The organism is Streptomyces sp. NPDC003284 (assembly GCF_053589675.1).
Genome location: NZ_JBSFSI010000004.1, coordinates 103792 through 120930, shown reverse-complemented (window position 1 = coordinate 120930; position 17139 = coordinate 103792). Strand labels below are relative to the sequence as shown.

Genomic DNA, 17139 nt, shown 5'->3' with positions numbered 1-17139 from the left:
TTTCCCACTCTCCTCCTCCTGCCCATTCAACGGGTCGCCGGGAGATTGTTCCCGATAGCGCCGACGGAATTCAGTCGGTGGCAAGGCTGCGCTTTTCCTGTCGCCATGCAGGCATGCCCGGTCATCCTTCCGGGGGACTTGGAACGCCCGTCCTCGCCCGGCCGTGGCGACGATGTTCCGACCATCGCGAGAAAGCGAAAGGAAGCATCCCTTGAGCGTGCAACAGGACTGGGAAGAAGACGACTCGGGCGAATTCATCGAGCTGGGTGAGTACTTCGTCCCGGAACGCGACGTGCAGATGGACGTCGTCACCTCGCTCCTCCCGGAGCCCGAGGGCCCGGCGCAGATCCTGGACCTGTGCTGCGGCCAGGGCCGGCTGAGCGGGGCGCTCCTCGCCGCCTTCCCGCAGGCCACCGTGGTGGGACTGGACCTGAGCCCCACCATGCTGGGCACCGCGCAGCAGGAGCTGTCCTCCTACGGCCCCCGCTTCGTCACCGAGAAGTTCGACCTCGCCGCCGCGGACTGGCGCACCCGGGACCAGGCGCCGGCCGCCGTCGTGTCCTCGCTGGCCGTGCACCACCTGGACGGTGCCGGCAAACGCGCGCTGTTCACCGATGTGTTCGCCCTGCTGCGCCCCGGCGGAGCGCTCGTCATCGCCGACCTCGTGCAGCCCGTCGGCGAACGCGGCCTCGCCCTCGCCCGCCGGATGTGGAACGAGTCGGTCAAGGCGCAGAGCCTGGCCGGGACGGGCGGCCTCGAACCGTACGAGCGGTTCCACGCGCTGGAGTGGAGCTGCTACGAGTACCCCGACGAGCTCGACAAGCCCTCCCCGCTCCCCGACCAGCTCGGCTGGCTGCGCGACGCCGGGTTCACCGACGTCGACGTCCACTGGATGAAGGCCGGCCACGCCGTCTACGGCGGCGTGAAGCCCCGGAAGTGAGGACAACCACCGTGCATCGCGAGCACCCCCTGCTGGTCTTCGGCAACTTCGTCAACGAGCTGATGGTCACCGTCCCCGTGCACCGGCACGCCGACGCGCTCGTCGCCGTCTCGCCGCGCAAGATCTGGCTCACCCAGCCCGGCGACGTCCTCGTCACCCCCCGCCCCATGTCCGGACCGCTGTGCGACTACGCCTGCGACCTGCTCGGCTTCTCGCCCTCGGACGTGACGCTGCTGGACGCCCCCACGGACGCACTGGCGACCCTGACCGCCGCCGTCCGCCGCAACGGCCTGGTGGAGCGGCTGCGTTCGGAGGTGCGGCAGCGGCCCGGCATCCGCATGCAGCCCTTCGCCCAGGACCGCCCCGCCGTCGAGTTCGCCGCGGAGATCGGCGTACCCCTGGAGGGATACGGGCCGGACGGCGTCCCCGCGAGCGCCGTGGCGGCCGCGTACCGGATCAACACCAAGCCCGGCTTCCGGCAGGTCGCCGGTGACCTCGGCATCAGGATCGCCGACGGGCTCACCTGCGACACCCCCGAGGAACTGGCCGCGGGCCTGCGCAAGATCCTCACCGAGAAGGGCGCGGCGGTCGTGAAGCCCGCGCGCGGCTCCAACGGCTACGGCGTCGGCTTCTGGGACGCGGCGGACCTGCCCGAGCTGGAGGCCGGGCTCGCCGCCTACCTCCCGACGGTCGCCGAGCAGCCCCCCGGCTGGGTGGTCGAGGAACGGCTCGGCTTCGCCCGGGTGGTGACCGTCGAGATGGAGGTGGACGAGGACGGCCCCCGCGTCCTGCACGTCGGGGAGATGCGCACCCCGAACGGCAGCTTCAGCGGGCAGGTCACCCCGCTGGTGGCGAGCAGCTCGGCGGTGGAGGAACTGGTCGAGAGCGGGCTGGCGTTGGGCCGCCACCTGCACACGGAGGGCTACCGCGGCCCCTTCGACATCGACGGCGGCATCACCGCGGACGACGTGCTGTACTCCACCGAGAGCAACGTCCGCCGGACCGGCTGCACCTATCTGGACCTGCTCGTCCGGCGGCTGCTCGGCACGGAGCGGGCGGCCCGGACTGTATGGGCGGCCGACTCCCGTCCCGGCGGGGTCGAACGGGACTTCGCCGCCGGACTCGCGCGGGTCCGCAGCGCGGGCCTCGACTTCACACCCGGCGCACGGGAAGGCGTGGTCCTCACCTCCGACACGCTCGCCTTCGACGGCAAGTGGCGCTACCTGGTCGTGGCCGAGAGCCACAGCCGGGTGGACGAACTGGAGTCCGGTCTCGCCGACGTGCTGAAGCTGGCGTGATCCCGTGCTGACCAAGGGGATCGACGTACGCGCCAGCCGCACCCACAACGTGGGACTGTTCGCCACCGAGACCGTCCCGGCCGGGACCGCCGTCTGGGCACCCTGCACCAAATGCTCCCGCTGGTCGAAGGAGGAGGTCGCCGCGCTGCCCGAGGCCCGCTTCACGGCGCTCGACACCTACGGGCACCTGCTGCGGGACGGCAGCCTGCTGCTGCCCTGCCTCGGCGCCTACCTGATGAACCACTCCTGCGAGGCCAACGTCCTCGACCTCGGGCTGGACTTCGGCATCGCCGTACGGGACATCGCCCCCGGCGAGGAGGTCACGTGCGACTACGCGACCTTCGTCGAGGACGCGGGCTGGAGCATGCGGTGCCTGTGCCGCGGCCCCGGCTGCCGGGGGACGGTCACGACGGACCAGGGCGGCGACCCCGCCGTCACCGGACGCTGGAAGGACCGGGTGGAGCAGGCCCTACGGCAACTCCCCGAGGTCGACCAGCCGTTGCACGACGTACTCGCCCCTCTGAGCGAACCCTACGGCCGGGCGCTGCGCGGACTGAGCACCCTGGACCAGGTGTCCAGCGGCGCGAGCGTGTGCGCGCCCTCCTTCGTACGCTGACCGCCCGGCCGGCTCCGGACGCACGGCCCCCGGGCCGTCGCCCGTAGCCCCGGCCCGGGTCCCCCGCGCCCCGCGGCACCACCGCCGCGGGGCGCGGGGCGGCGGAGCGGCAGCGCCGGTACGGGGTGGCGAGGGCCCGGCCAGGGCCCGTACCCCCACCGTCCCGCCCCCGGCACCGACGTGGAACCGACCGAGAGGATTGGCATGTCCGACGGCCTGTCACAGCCGTACTCCTACCGCCGCACGGAGGCCGAGGAACCCGACTGGCGGCGCTTACCCGGGTGGCGCGAGGCCACCGAGGAGGAGTGGGACTCGCCCCAGTGGCAGCGGGCCCACTGTGTGAAGAACCTCCGCCAACTGCGCGCGGTCACCGGCGATCTGCTGGACGACACCTTCTTCGCGGACCTGGAGCGCGACCAGCGCGAGCGCGCGACCATGTCGCTGCTCATCACCCCGCACATGATCAACACCATCGCGCCGCACGCCCCGTCCGGGCGGCCCGGGTCGCTGACCGACGCCTACTACTCCGACCCGGTGCGCCGCTACATGCTGCCGGTGTTCTCCGACCGCCGGACGGACTTCCCCTCCCACCCCTACGCCGACCGCGACTCGCTCCACGAGCGGGACATGTGGGCCACCGAGGGGCTGACGCACCGCTACCCCACCAAGGTGCTGGCGGAACTGGTGACGACCTGCCCGCAGTACTGCGGGCACTGCACCCGCATGGACCTCGTGGGCAACTCCACCCCGCAGGTCGGCAAGACCCGCTTCGTGCTCAAGCCCGAGGCACGGCTCCAAGCCATGATCGACTACCTGCGGAAGACCCCGGTCGTGCGGGACGTGGTGGTCTCCGGCGGCGACATCGCCAACGTGCCCTGGCCCCGCGTCGAGGCGTTCGTCGACGCCCTGCTGGAGATCGAGTCGGTACGAGACGTACGGCTGGCCAGCAAGGGTCTGATCGGGCTCCCGCAGTACTGGACCGACGGCGCCGTCCTGGCGGGTGTGGCCCGGCTGTCCGAGACGGCCCGCGCGCGGGGCGTGCAGATCGCGCTGCACACCCACGCCAACGCCGAGCAGCAGATCACCCGCAGCGTCGCCCACGCCTCACGGCTGCTCCTGGACGCCGGCCTGCGCGACGTGCGCAACCAGGCGGTCCTGCTGCGGACGGTCAACGACACCCCGCACGCCCTGCTGGACCTGTGCTTCGCCCTGCTCGACCGGGCCGGGATCATGCCCTACTACTTCTACATGTGCGACATGATCCCGTACAGCGAGCACTGGCGGACGTCGGTCGCCGAGGCACAGGAACTCCAGCACGCCATCATGGGCTACCTCCCCGGCTTCGCGACCCCGCGCATCGTCTGTGACGTGCCCTTCGTGGGAAAGCGCTGGGTCCACCAACTCGCCGACTACGACCGGGTGCACGGCATCTCCTACTGGTCCAAGAACTACCGCACCCACCTCGACCCGGGCGACGCCGACGACCTGTCACGGCTCCACGAGTACTACGACCCGGTGTACACCCTCCCGGACGAGGGCCGCGAGTGGTGGCGCTCGCACGCCCTCGGCACCCCCGCACCCGGCGCGCCCTCCGGCGGCGCCGCCGCCCCGGGCCCCCGCTTCTCCGCCGTGCGATGAGGCCCCGCCCCGCGCGCCGCCGCCCCCACCGGTGACCGGCGCAGTCAGTGATCCCTCCATCGTCACCCGAAAGAGAGGCCCGGACATGGGACACAACCGTCCCGAACACCCCGTGGCGCACTACCGGTGCATCGGGGTCGGAGTGGGGCCGGCGAACCTGAGCCTGGCATCCCTCCTGCACACGCCCGCCGAGGTGTCCAATCTCTTCCTCGACCGGAAACCGGCCTTCGGCTGGCACGACGGACAGCAGATCGACGGCACGACCCTCCAGGTGTCGCTGTTCAAGGACCTGGTCAGCCTCGCCGACCCGACCAACCCCTTCTCCTTCCTCGCCTACCTGCACGACCGGGGCCGCGCCTACCACTTCATCAACGCGCAGTTCACCGCGGTGCCCCGGCAGGAGTTCCGCGACTACCTGGCCTGGGCCTGCGCCCGCAACGACAACATCGTCTTCGGCGAGGAGGTGCGGGAGGTCGGCTTCGCCGCGGGCGTGTTCCGCGTACGCACCGGCCGGCGCACCCTGACCGCCGACAACGTCGTGCTCGGCGTCGGCAGCCGCCCGTACCTGCCGCCCCAGGCAGCACGCCGACCGGAGCCCACCCAGTTCCACGTCAGCGAGTTCACCACCCGGGCCCGCGAGATGGGCGGCAAGCGGATCGTGGTCGTCGGCGGCGGACAGTCCGGCGCGGAGGCGTTCCTGGACCTCATCTCCCGGCCCGGCGACGCGCTGCCCCGCCGGGTGTCCTGGATCTCCCGCCGCCGCAACTACTTCCCCATCGACGACTCGCCCTTCACCAACGACTTCTACATGCCCTGCCACTCCGACTACTTCTACGGCCTGCCCGTGGACGCGCGGAAGGCGTTCAACGCCGAGCAGGTGCTGAGCAGCGACGGGATCTCCCCGCACACCCTGCGGGCCATCTACCAGCGGATGTACGTCCACCGCTTCGTCGACGGACGGCCCGACCTGGTGCGGCTTCAGCCCAACCGCGAGGTCGTCGAGGTCGGCCGGGGCATCGCGGACACCTGGGACATCGCGACCCGGCACCACGAGCAGCCCGGGGAGGTGGAGCGGCACGAGGCGGACGTGGTGGTCTGGGCGACCGGCTTCCGGCCCGCGCCCACCGGCTTCCTCGCCCCGATCGCCGACAGGCTGGAGCGCGAGGACGGCGAACTCCGCGTCGACCAGGACTTCGCCGTCCGCTGGGACGGCCCGCCGGACCGCAACATCTTCGTCCAGAACGCGGTACGGCAGCAGCGCGGTCTCGCCGACCCCAACCTGAGCCTCAACGCCTGGCGCAGCCGGCGCATCGCGGACCGGCTGCGCGGGGTGCGCAGCGACGACCCGCTGGCCTCGTTCATCGAGTGGTCGACGAAGACCGGCCCCAAGAACGCGTGGCTCCCGTGACGGCGCCCACGGGCCCCGTGCCCCCGGCCGCGGACACAGCCGCCGACAGGGACAGGGACAGGGACAGGTACAGGGACTGGTACAGGGACGGGGGTGCGCGCGTGGACGTGGACGTGGTGGTCGTCGGGGCCGGGGTCATCGGCTGCATGACCGCCCACGAGGTCGTGACCCGCCGCCCCGGCGCCTCCGTCGTGGTCCTGGACCAGGACACCATCGGCTCCGGCGCCAGCCACCGTTCGGCCGGTCTGCACTTCCCCCGCGGCGCCACCGAACGGGTGCGCCGCATGGCCGCCCGCAGCCAGGACGCCTACACCGCGCTGCTGGCCCGCTATCCCGACCTGCCCGTCCGCCCGCTGCCCATGACCGTGGTCGCCTCCGCCGGCCGCGCGGCGGAACTGCGCGCCGCCTACCTGCCGAGCGCCCGCCTGCGGCCCGTGCCCGGTCCGCCCGACGACCGTGTCCTCCTCCCGCCCGGCACCGCGGCCTGGGAGGGCGACGGCTGCCAGTACGCCGACGTGTCCGCCCTGACCCAGCTGCTCGCCCGGCGGCTGCGCGGCCGGGCCGCGTTCCACGAGGGTGTGCGCGTCACCGGCGTACATCCCGGCGAGCGGGCCGTCGAGGTCGTCCTGAGCACCGGCCGGACCCTCACGGCGAAGCGGGCGCTGCTCGCCCCCGGGCCCTGGCTCGCCGCCCCCGCCTGGCAGGGACTCGTGGCGCCCCTGGGCGCCCGGGTGAAGAAGATCGTGGCGATGCACGTCGATGTGCCGCCGCGCGACGGCGACCACGCGATCGTCTTCCACGACGAGGACGCGTTCCTGCTGCCCCTGCACCACCGCGGGCACTGGCTGTTCAGCTACACCTGCCCGGAGTGGGACGTCGACCCCCGGACGGTGACGGAGGGCGTCTCGGCGCGCAACCTCGCCGAGGCCCGCGCCGTCCTGGGCCGCTACGCGCCCGCCCTGGTCGGCGACTGCGTCTCGGGGCGGGTCTTCTGCGACGCGTACGGCCCCGCCCACGAGCCGCTCGTGAGCGCGCTCGACCCGCACGGGCGCCTGGTGTTCGCGGGCGCGGCGGGCGGCTCGGGCTACCGGCTCGCGCCCGCCCTCGCCGCAGAGGCCGCCGATCTGCTCGATCCCGCACCCCCCGCACAGGAGGCCCAGAGGTGATCATCAACAGGTACGACCCGGACGCGCTGCACGAGGCGTTCGGCATCGACATGAGCTCCGTCGAGGGCCTGGGCGTCGGGGCCGGCTGGGGGCGGGTCGCCCCGGGCCGCAGCTCCGACAGCCACCACCACGACGAGACCGAGCTGTTCGTCGTCGTCGCCGGCAGCGGCGAGTTCGTGGCCGGGACGCAACGGTTCGCCGCCGAGCCCGGCACGGTGGCGCTGTTCGAGCCCTTCGAGTCCCATGTCCTGCACAACACCGGCAGCACCGACCTGGTCTTCCTCACCCAGTACTGGCGGGACGCCGAGCGCGCGATGGCCTCGGCCCGGTCCACCGCCCGCAAGAGCTTCGGCGACCGGCCGGTCTTCGTCTTCTCCACCCCGCCCACCCCCAACGGCGACCTGCACCTCGGCCATCTGTCCGGGCCGTATCTGGGTGCCGACGCCTACGTGCGCTTCCAGCGGATGAACGGCACCCGGGCCTGGCACCTGACCGGCAGCGACGACTACCAGAGCTACGTCCTGGGCGCCGCCCGCGACGAGGGCCGGGACCCGGCCGGCACGGCGGCCCACCACAGCGCCGAGATCGCCGGGACACTGCGGCTGATGGACATCGAGCCGGACCAGTACACGGTCACGAGCACCGACCCGCGCTACCCGGACGGCCTGCGGGAGTACTTCTCCCGGCTCGTCGCCTCGGGAGAGGTCACCCCCACCACCGGTGAGGGGCTCTTCGACGCCGACGGCGGCCAGTACCTCTACGAGGTGGACGTCACCGGCACCTGCCCCCACTGCGCGGCCGGGACCGGCGGCAACCTGTGCGAGGAGTGCGGCGAGCCCAACGTGGTCAGCGACCTCAAGGACCCCCGGTCCGCGCTGTCACCGGCCGCCCCCCGCCGCGCACCGGTCACCCGGCTGTCCCTGCCCCTCCACGAGTTCGCCGACGCGGTCCGCGCACACCACGGCCAGGGACGCGTCCCGGCCCGGCTGGCGGAGCTGGCCCACCGCCTGTTCACCCGCCCCGCCCTCGACATCCCCCTCACCCACCCCTCCACCTGGGGCGTGCCCCCCGCCGAGGACACCACCGACGGCCAGGTCATCTGGGTGTGGCCCGAGATGGCGTACGGCTTCCTGCACGGCATCCAGGCCCTGGGCGAGCGCGACGGCGAGGACTGGCGGGCGCTGGACCCCGGACCGGACTGGAAGATCGTCCACTTCTTCGGCTACGACAACAGCTTCTACCACTCGGTGCTCTACCCGGTCCTCTACCAGCTCGCCTTCCCGCGGTGGGCACCCGACATCGACTACCACGTCAACGAGTTCTACCTGCTGGAGGGCGAGAAGTTCTCCACCAGCCGCCGCCACGCCGTCTGGGGCAAGGAGATCCTCGGGCCCGACAGCGTCGACGCGGTCCGGTACTTCCTCGCCCGCACCCGCCCCGAGGGCGAACGCACCGACTTCCGGCGCGCCGTCTACGACGCCGTGCTCCGGGACACCCTCATCGGCACCTGGCAGGAGTGGCTCAACGACCTCGGGCGCCGCGTCGACACCCACCACGGGGGCACCGCCCCGGACGCCGGGAACTGGACCCCCGAGCACTCGGCCTTCCTCGGCCGGCTCGGCAACCGCCTGGCCGCCCTCACCGCCGCGCTCGGCCCCGACGGGTTCTCCCTGAGGCAGGCCGCCGCCGAACTGGACGGCATCGCCCAGGACGCCGCCGCCTTCGGGCGCCGCCAGGCGCTCCTGGCGGGCAACCGGGAGTGGCACGACGAGAACCGCACCGCGGTCGCCCTCGAACTGGCCGCCGCCCGCCTGCTCGCCACCGCGGCCACCCCCCTGATGCCCCGCTTCGCCTCCCGGCTCGCCACGGCCCTGGGGCTGCCCCGGCCCGAGACCTGGCCGCACACCGTCGAACTCCTCCCGCCCGGCGGCCCCGTCGGCCTCACGTCCGCCGTCTTCTTCCGCCCCAGCCCGGAGGCGCCCGCCGCGAACTAGGGCCACGGGCCGCCCCCTCAGTCGTCGAACGGCGGCTCACCGTTCCGGAAAACCCACAGATGCGCTCCTTCGGCGGCCGGGCCGGGGGAGCGCATCGTGTCGGTGGCGGGCGGAGTCGCTACCGCCGCCGGAGGAGAAACATCCCCCGTGGGCGCGGCTGAAGCGGTCGGCTGCCCGCCCGATCAGGGAGGTCGCCGTTCGTGGCGAGCCGACGCCGGTGGAGGGTCGCGCGGGCCGCACGGACGCGCCGCAGTTCCCCGGCGACCGCCTCGCCCCAGCCTGGTCGGGCGGGTTCTAGTCGGTGACCTCGGACCACACGGTCACCTGTGCCAGGTCACCGGTTTCGGTATCACCGCTCGTCGCGGTGACGGTCAGGACGGCGATGCGCCCGGTATCGGTCCGGACGCAGACCACCGTTCCTTTCTCCACCTTCACTCTTGTCCCCCCTTGAGTGGAGAGCAGGTCGGAACAGCCCTGCCTGTCGGGCATCGCCGAGCCTGTCCAGAGCGCCAATCGGGGCTCGTCCACCACGCTGTACGCCTCAATGTGCGACGGGTCGAACGGGGCGATGACAATGTCGGGGGCAGGGTGGGAGGTGCCGATCTTCGGAGGGACGAGGTCGAGGTCCGGTCCTGCGTCCGCGATACGGACAGATCCTGTGTACTGGACGGCGTTCGGGTCAGAGCTAGAACTGACGCTTGGCGCAGGGGCGTCCGGCGAACCGGACTCGGCGTGCTGAGCGTCCGGCGGAGCGGCGGTCGCTGGTGAGACGGCCGTGCCCGGCGTCTCGGACGCCTGCACCGATGGCTTGTCGTCCTTGTCGGCGCTGGTCAGGACAGCAGGGGCGACAGCGGTGATCAGACCGAAGACACCACCGCCGAGAGTCGTGATCACCGCTCCGACGAGGGCGACCTTGCCACCTTCGCTCAACCCCGCGAACCAGTCCCGGGCGCGACGCAGAGCCGAGCGCCGAGGCGGTGGCGGAGGCGGGCCGGGAGCCGGGGCCGGATCGTTGTTGTGGGACGGCGACGCCGAAGACACCAAGTACCCCCCTGATCGCGGCGGTTGGTTGCGCCCCAAGAGCGTAGAGCAGCCGAGCGTCCGTCCCCACCCGGATGACGGAGACGCCGGGCGCGGGCGGGTCGTCCAGATCTTTATTGAATATGGAAGTCGTTTTCGTCTATTGTCTGGTTGTCGTGCCGCGACGGTGCGCGCGAGGCCGTGCGGTACCGCCCGTCCGTCCGCGCGCTCGTCGCCCCCGGTCAACCGCCTTCGCCCTGGCCTCGGTTCATGTGCCGCGCGGAGATCTCCCGGTGCTCGGTTCAGCCCGCACAACGGCAAGGAGAAACATGTCCAGACAGTTCGATCGCCGCGCCTTCCTCCGCAGGGGCGCGGCGGGTGCCGCGGCTCTGGCGGTGGGACCCGGCCTGCTGGCCGCGTGCTCCACCGACGAGCCCGGCTCCGGCCGGAAGGCGGGAGCGGGCGCCTCGCCCCGCTCGGGCGGCACGCTGCGCGCCGCCTTCGTCGGTGGCGGCGCCGCCGAGTCCCTCGACTTCTTCAACAGCCCCTCGGCACTGGACCTGGTGCGCGCCCGCGCCTGGCACGGCACGCTCGGCGACCTGGATCCGAGCGGGGCCGACGGGGTGCGCTACGGCGTGCTCAAGGGCATCGACGTCTCCGACGACCTGTCGGCCTACACCCTGCATGTGCGCCCCGGCGTCCGCTTCACCGACGGCTCCGAACTGACCTCCGCCGACATCCTGCACTCTCTGGGCACCCTCGCGGCCAGGAGCACCTTGCCCGTGTACCGGCTCGCCGCCGCCGACTTCGACCTCGCGCACGCCAGGGCCGACGGAGACCTGAAGGTCGTACTGCCCACGCTGCGGCCCATCGCCGACGGCCGCATGATCCTGTGCCAGGGCAACTTCCTCGTCGTCAAGAACGGCACGAAGGTCTTCCGCGAGGGCATGCCCAGTTGCGGTCCCTTCCGGCTGACCGGGTTCACCGCGGGCCAGGGCTCGGCGTTCGAGCGCTACGACGACCACTACGGCCATGTGCCGCACCTGGACGGCCTGGAGCTGCGGTCGATCGCCGACTCGACCGCCAGGGCCGGCGCGCTCACCAGCGGTGAGATCGAGTTCGCCCACGACCTGTCACCCGTCACCGCGCGCACGCTCGACGACAGCGGGAAGGTCGAACTCGTCCCCACGAGGAGCCCCTCCTTCGTCGGTCTCTCCTTCCAGATGAACATGAGCGCCAAGCCCTTCGACGACCCTCGGGTCCGGGAGGCGTTCAAGCTCGCCGTCGACCGGCAGGCCATGGTGAGGACCGTCTTCTACGGCAACGCCCAGGCCGGCAACGACCTCCCCGCGATCGGTTTCCCCGACTACGCCGAGAGCCTGCCCCAGCGCGCCCACGACCCGGAGCGGGCCCGCGCGCTGCTCAAGGAGGCGGGGGCCGAAGGGATGAAGGTGACGCTGACGACCGGCCCCGAGACCCCGGGCATGGTGGAGACGGCCGCCCTCTTCGTCGAGGACCTGAAGAAGGCGGGTGTCCGCGCGTCCGTCCGGGAACTGCCCGCGGGGCAGCTGTACGCGGACTTCCCCGCCTACGCGGCGCTGCCGTTCGCCGGCTCCCACCAGATGCCCGTCCCCGCCCTGTCGGCCTACCAGATGAGTACGGCGGGCGGATCGCCCTCGGCGTTCGGCTGGAAGGGGTCCGCGACCGACGCCCTCGTCGCCAGGGCCCGCGCCGAGAGCGACAGCCGCGAGGCGAAGAAAATGGGCACCCAGGCGCAGCGTACGCGCTGGGAGGACGGCAACCAGGTGCTGCCGGTCTTCAAACCGCACCTGAACGCCCAGGCCAAGGGGGTCGCCGGGATCCGCGACGACCTCTTCGAGCAGTTCCCCGGCTTCTCCCGGGCGTCGCTGGCGTGAACCTGGCCGCCTTCGTCGGCCGCCGCCTCGCGGGCGCGGCCGCCCTGCTCATCGTGCTGTCGGCCGTGATCTTCGCGGCCACGGCGGTACTCCCCGGGGACGCCGTGAGCGCGGTCGCGGGAGCGGACGCCTCCGAGGCGCGGCGCGCCGACGTCCGGGCCGGGCTCGGCCTGGACCGGCCGGCCGCCGAGCGGTACGCGGACTGGCTCGCGGGCGCGGTCCGCGGGGACCTGGGCCGTGGCTTCATGGGGGGCCGCCCGGTCACCGAGGTCCTGTCGGCCCGGCTGCCCAACAGCCTGCTCCTCGCCGGGCTGACACTCGCGGTCACCGTGCCGCTCGCCACGCTGCTGGGCCTGTGGACCGGCCTGCGCGGCGGCGCCGCCGACCGCTTCGTCTCGACGGCCGCGCAGATCCTGGCCGCGGTACCGGAGTTCATCGTCGCCACGCTGCTCGTCGCCGTCCTGTCCGTATGGCTGGGGATCCTGCCCCGGGTCTCCGTCATCCCCCTGGGCGGCACCCCGCTCGACGTGCCGCGCGCGCTGGTCCTGCCGGTGCTGACGCTCAGCGCGGTCGGTCTCGCGGTGGCCACCAGGCTGCTGCGGACCTCCGTCGCCGACGTCGCGGCCGGCCCCTACTGCGAGGCCGCACGGCTCAACGGAGTGCGCGGGGCGCGGCTCGCCGTCCGCCACATCCTGCCCAACGCCGCGGGCCCCGCCGTCCAGGCGCTCACCCTCACCACGGGCGCGCTGGTCGGCTCGGCGGTGGTGGTGGAGAACGTCTTCGACTACCCCGGGATCGGCCGGGAACTCCAACTGGCCGTCGCCGCACGGGACATACCCATGGTGCAGGGCATCTCCACCGCGCTCGCCGGGGTGCTGCTCATGGTGCTGCTGGCGGGTGACATCTGCGCGCGTCTGCTGGGCGCACGGAAAGGGCACGGACGATGACGACGGTCCTCACCCCACCGGGGAGACGGCCACGCGCCGAACGGCCGGGCGCACCCCGGCGCCGCCGGCCACCCCTGATCACGGCGGCGGCCACCCTGCTCGTCCTCCTGCTCGCCCTGCTGGGCCCGCTGGTCGCCCCGCACAGCCCCACCGCGCGCCTCGCCGCCCCCTTCCAGCAGCCCGACGGCCCATTCCCCCTCGGCACCGACGTGCTGGGCCGGGACGTGGCGAGCCGGGTGCTCGCCGGAGGCCGCACCATCGTCCTCACCGCCCTGGCCGGCACGGCGGCGGCCGGAGCCGTCGGGACGGCCGCCGGGGTCCTCGCGGCCCTGGCCTCCCGACGGCTTGGCGACCTGCTGCTCCGCTGCGTGGACGCTCTCGCGGTGCTCCCCGGCCTCCTCGTCGTCCTCGTCCTGGCCGCGGGGTTCCCCGGCAGCCGCGCCACCCTGGTGGCGGCGGTCGCCCTGGCCACCGCTCCGTTCTCCGCCCGCGTGCTGCGTGCCGCGGCGGACACCGTGCTCGACGGCGGGTACGTCGAAGCCGCCCTGGCCCGGGGCGACGGCCGCTGGGCCGTGCTCCGCCACGACGTGCTGCCCAACATCGCCGGACCGGCCCTGACGGACACCGCGCTGCGCCTGGTCGCCTCCCTGCACCTCACCGCCACCGCGGGGTTCCTCGGCCTCGGACCGGGCGGGGCGGCGCCCGACTGGGGGCGCATGGTGAGCGAGAACGTCCCGGGAGCGACGCTGGCCGCCGTGCCGTTCCTCGCCCCGGCGCTGCTGCTGGTGCTGCTGTCCGTCTGCGTCGGCCTGCTGGCCGGGCGGCTGGCGGACCGGGTGGGGCGGGGTGCCGCATGACGGGCCGAGCGCCCCTCGGCGTTCCGTACGCCGGTGCGCTCGCCGAGGTCGGCGGGCTGACGGTGGGTCCCGTAGCCGGAGGGCCGCCCGTCCTGCGCGATGCCTGCCTCTCGGTGCGGGCCGGGCAGGTCCTGGGCGTCGTCGGCCGGTCGGGGTCGGGCAAGAGCAGTCTGGCGCACGGCCTGCTCGGGCATGTGCGTCCGGGGCTGGAGGTCCGTGCCGGAACCGTCCGGGTGGCCGGCCTCGATCCGTTCGACCGGGCGGACGCGCGACGGCTGCGGGGCAGGGTGGTCTCCTTCCTGGGGCAGGACCCGGCCTCCTCGCTCAATCCCGCGCTGCGGATCGGCGCCCAGATCGCCGAGGCGGTACGGCTGCGCTCGGCCGTGGCGCGCGGCGGGGGCGTCCGCGCGCGGGTGGAGGAACTGCTGCTGTCCGTGCGGCTGCCCGCCGACAGGAGCTTCCGGCGGCGGCTGCCCCGGGAGCTGTCGGGCGGGCAGGCCCAGCGGGTGGCCCTCGCGCTGGCCTTGGCGGGCCGGCCGAGCCTGCTGGTCCTCGACGAGCCCACCAGCGGTCTGGATCCGGTCACGGCGGACGGGATGCGCGCGCTGCTGGCCGAGACCCTGCGGGCGGGGGACCGCGCCGCGCTGCTGGTCAGCCATGACCCGGCCTGGCTCGGATCGGTGTCGGACGACGTGATCCGCCTGGAAGCGGGGCGGATCGCCGGGCGCGGGATACCGGTCGCGCCGTCGCCCGTCCGGCCGTCCGGTGCTTCCCCGGGCGGCGGTTCCCCGGGCGAGGCCCCTCACGTCACCGCTGCCGGACCCGTGGTGGCCGACGGGCTCCTCGTGCGGGGGCTGTGTGCCGCGCACGGGCGGTCCGCCGTGCTGCACGACGTCTCCCTCGCCGTCCCGGCGGGCTCCTGCACCGCCGTCGTGGGGGCGTCGGGGTCGGGGAAGACCACCCTCGCCCGCTGCCTCGCGGGGCTGCATCCCAAGGCGGCGGGGAGCGTCGAGTGGCGGGGCGACGGCGTGCCACGGGGGCGTGCGGCTCCGGTGCAGCTCGTCGCGCAGGACGCCCGCGGCGCCCTCAATCCGCGCGAGTCCGTGAGGGCCGCGCTCACCCGCCCGCTCAGGGGACTGGGCGGCCGGTCGGCGCGGGACGCGTCCGGGGAGGCGGTGCGGCTGCTGCGGCTGGTCGGGCTGGACGAGGACGTACTGGGGCGCCGCCCGGGGGAGTTGTCGGGGGGCCAGCGCCAACGCGTGGCGCTGGCGCGGACACTCGCCGCCGGACCGCGTGTCCTCGTGTGCGACGAGATCACCTCGGCGCTCGACCCGGAGACGGCGGGCCGAGTCCTTGACCTGCTGGACGAGTTGCGGCGGACGCCGGGCCTGACCGTCGTCATGGTGACGCACGACCTGGCGGCCGCGGCCTCGCGCGCGGACCGGGTCGTCGTCCTGGACGAGGGCCGGGTGGTGGAAGCCGGCCGGGCCGACCGCGTCCTGGTGCACCCGGAGCATCCCGTCACCCGGAAACTGCTCGCCCCTGAGGGCGGTCCGGTCCCCACCGTGCCGAAGTAGGCGCGGCCGGAGGGAGCTTCACGCGGTGGGCCGCAGGGGCGCCCGGCACAGAAGCCGGCGCCCCTGCGCGCCGCGCGTCACCGGCGCGGCAACTCCCGTGCCAGCGTGGCCTTGTCGACCTTGCCCACCGCGGTGAGCGGGAGGCCGGACACGCGGACGACCTCGTCCGGCGCCTTGTACTCGGCGAGTCCGCGCTCCTTCAGATGGGCGGCCACCTCCCGTACGCCGGGAACCTCGCCGTCGCCGACCACGAAGGCGACGGTCCGCTCGCCCCTGCGCTCGTCCGGCACCCCCACCAGCGCCGCCGCGGTGATCGCCGGATGCGCGAGCAGTTGCTCCTCCACCTCGACCGCGGCGATCTTCTCGCCCCCGCGGTTGATCTGGTCCTTGATCCGGCCCACCACCACGAGGTGCCCGGACGGCAGCCGCCGCACCACGTCGCCGGTGCGGTAGTAGCCGTCCGGGGTGAAGGCCGTGCGGTTGTGCTCCTCGGCGCGGTAGTAGCCACGCAGCGTGTACGGGCCCCGGGTGAGCAGTTCGCCCGCCGACCCGTCCGGCACGGGCCTGCCGTCGGTGTCCACCACCAGGATCTCGTCGTCCGGCGAGACGGGACGGCCCTGGGTGGAGTGGACGAGGTCCTCGGGATCGTCGAGCCGCGTGAGATTGATCAACCCCTCCGCCATGCCGAAGACCTGCTGCACGGTCACCCCGAGCGCCGGGCCGAGCCTGCGGGCCTGCTCCTCCGGCAGCCGGGCCCCGCCGACCTGCACCACGGCGAGGCTGTCCAGGTTCCAGGAACCGGAGGCGGCCTCGTCCATCCAGTGGGGGACGAGCGGAGGCGTGAGGGAGGTGAGGGTCACCCCCTCCCGCTCGACGAGGGCGAAGGCCGTCTGCGGGCTGGGGTCCGGGGCGACCACGACCGTGCCGCCGGCCATGAGGGTGCCGAGCACACCGGGGCAGGCGAAGGCGAAGTTGAACCCGAGCGGCAGCACCGCCAGACAGACGGTCCGCTCGTCGAGGGCGCAGACCTCGGCGCACGCACGGGCGTTGTACGCGTAGTCGTCGTGGGTGCGCGGGATGAGCTTGGGAAGGCCCGTGGTGCCGCCGGACAGCAGCAGGAGGGCGAGGTCGCCGGGGTCCGCTCCGCCGTCGTCGGCACCCGGCACCGGCAGGGCGTCCGGCGGGGTGAGACCGCGCGGGGAGGGAGCAGCCGCCCGCAGCGCCTCGAAGGAGACGAATCCGTCCTCCTGACCGGGATCGCCGACCACGACGACGGTCAGCGGCGAGCCGCCCGGCCCGTTCTCCGCCCGCACCGAGCGCACCAGCGCACGGTGGTCGAACCGTGCGTGCCGGTCGGGCACCACACAGGCCACCGCCTCCGACACGCGGACCAGATGACCGATCTCCCGGCGCCGGTGGCCGGGCATGGCGTGCACCGGGACCGCTCCGAGGCGCTGGAGCCCGAACCAGACGAGCACGAACTCGGCCCGGTTGGGGAGCTGGACCACGACGCGGTCCCCCCGTCCGACGCCGAGTCCGCGCAGTCCGCGGGCGACGCGGTCGGCCTCGGCGTCCAGGCCGGCGTAGGTCCACCGGCGGTCCCCGTCGACCAGGGCGACACGGCTCCCGTGGGCGGCGGCCGCCCGGCGCAGGCGTGCGCCGAAGGTGACCCCCTCCCAGTGCCCGGCGGCCCGGTAGCGCGCCGATTCCGCCTCGGACCAGGTCTGTTCCGTCTCGGTCATGGGGGTTCTGCCTCTCGTTG

13 protein-coding genes are annotated in these 17139 nt (G+C 73.6%); 11 read left to right on the top strand and 2 right to left on the bottom strand.

Annotation, left to right across the window (positions count from 1 at the left end; genetic code table 11):
• Nucleotides 1-217: 217 nt before the first annotated feature.
• The 7 genes from ACWDYF_RS10530 to ACWDYF_RS10500 all read left to right on the top strand — a co-directional run bounded on the left by ACWDYF_RS10530 (nt 218) and on the right by ACWDYF_RS10500 (nt 9060).
• Nucleotides 218-940 carry a class I SAM-dependent methyltransferase gene (locus ACWDYF_RS10530; protein WP_381736504.1) on the top strand — a complete coding sequence of 241 codons (723 nt, stop codon included), beginning with the start codon at nt 218-220 and terminating at the stop codon, nt 938-940.
• A gap of 11 nt (nt 941-951) precedes the next feature.
• Nucleotides 952-2238: a preATP grasp domain-containing protein gene (locus ACWDYF_RS10525; RefSeq protein ID WP_389467636.1), complete on the top strand. Its 1287-nt coding sequence runs from the start codon at nt 952-954 to the stop codon at nt 2236-2238.
• A 4-nt stretch (nt 2239-2242) separates the two neighbouring features.
• Entirely contained in the window at nt 2243-2854 is a 612-nt protein-coding gene (locus tag ACWDYF_RS10520; protein ID WP_018565863.1) for an SET domain-containing protein, read from the top strand.
• A gap of 204 nt (nt 2855-3058) precedes the next feature.
• Complete coding sequence (locus tag ACWDYF_RS10515) at nt 3059-4492, top strand: KamA family radical SAM protein (protein ID WP_389467631.1); 1434 nt, start codon at nt 3059-3061, stop codon at nt 4490-4492.
• A gap of 85 nt (nt 4493-4577) precedes the next feature.
• A complete protein-coding gene (locus tag ACWDYF_RS10510; protein WP_389467629.1) occupies nt 4578-5900 on the top strand; it encodes a lysine N(6)-hydroxylase/L-ornithine N(5)-oxygenase family protein in 1323 nt (440 codons plus the stop codon).
• A 101-nt stretch (nt 5901-6001) separates the two neighbouring features.
• Nucleotides 6002-7066 (top strand): NAD(P)/FAD-dependent oxidoreductase, encoded by a 1065-nt coding sequence (locus ACWDYF_RS10505; protein WP_389467626.1) that lies wholly within the window; start codon nt 6002-6004, stop codon nt 7064-7066.
• The gene (locus ACWDYF_RS10500; RefSeq protein ID WP_389467624.1) at nt 7063-9060 is read left to right on the top strand and encodes a class I tRNA ligase family protein; all 1998 of its coding nucleotides are present in this window, start codon (nt 7063-7065) and stop codon (nt 9058-9060) included. Before ACWDYF_RS10505 ends, ACWDYF_RS10500 begins: the two co-directional genes overlap by 4 nt.
• A gap of 294 nt (nt 9061-9354) precedes the next feature.
• Here ACWDYF_RS10500 and ACWDYF_RS10495 read toward each other — a convergent pair whose 3' ends face one another.
• Entirely contained in the window at nt 9355-9954 is a 600-nt protein-coding gene (locus ACWDYF_RS10495) for a hypothetical protein (protein WP_389467621.1), read from the bottom strand.
• Nucleotides 9955-10409: 455 nt separating this feature from the next.
• On the opposite strand from ACWDYF_RS10495, the gene ACWDYF_RS10490 reads away from it, so the two are divergent.
• From ACWDYF_RS10490 to ACWDYF_RS10475, 4 genes are read left to right on the top strand one after another with little or no spacing between them, the layout of a single operon-like run.
• Nucleotides 10410-11996: an ABC transporter substrate-binding protein gene (locus ACWDYF_RS10490; protein ID WP_389467618.1), complete on the top strand. Its 1587-nt coding sequence runs from the start codon at nt 10410-10412 to the stop codon at nt 11994-11996.
• Nucleotides 11993-12943 carry an ABC transporter permease gene (locus tag ACWDYF_RS10485; protein ID WP_389467615.1) on the top strand — a complete coding sequence of 317 codons (951 nt, stop codon included), beginning with the start codon at nt 11993-11995 and terminating at the stop codon, nt 12941-12943. Before ACWDYF_RS10490 ends, ACWDYF_RS10485 begins: the two co-directional genes overlap by 4 nt.
• On the top strand, nt 12940-13800 hold the full coding sequence (locus ACWDYF_RS10480; protein WP_389467612.1) for an ABC transporter permease subunit: 861 nt from the start codon (nt 12940-12942) through the stop codon (nt 13798-13800). Before ACWDYF_RS10485 ends, ACWDYF_RS10480 begins: the two co-directional genes overlap by 4 nt.
• Nucleotides 13797-15377, top strand: a complete 1581-nt coding sequence (locus ACWDYF_RS10475) for an ABC transporter ATP-binding protein (protein WP_389467609.1) — start codon at nt 13797-13799, stop codon at nt 15375-15377. Before ACWDYF_RS10480 ends, ACWDYF_RS10475 begins: the two co-directional genes overlap by 4 nt.
• A gap of 77 nt (nt 15378-15454) precedes the next feature.
• On the opposite strand, the gene ACWDYF_RS10470 is transcribed toward ACWDYF_RS10475, so the two are convergent.
• Nucleotides 15455-17119, bottom strand: coding sequence for a (2,3-dihydroxybenzoyl)adenylate synthase (locus ACWDYF_RS10470; RefSeq protein WP_389467607.1), 1665 nt, complete (start codon nt 17117-17119; stop codon nt 15455-15457).
• Nucleotides 17120-17139: the final 20 nt, after the last annotated feature.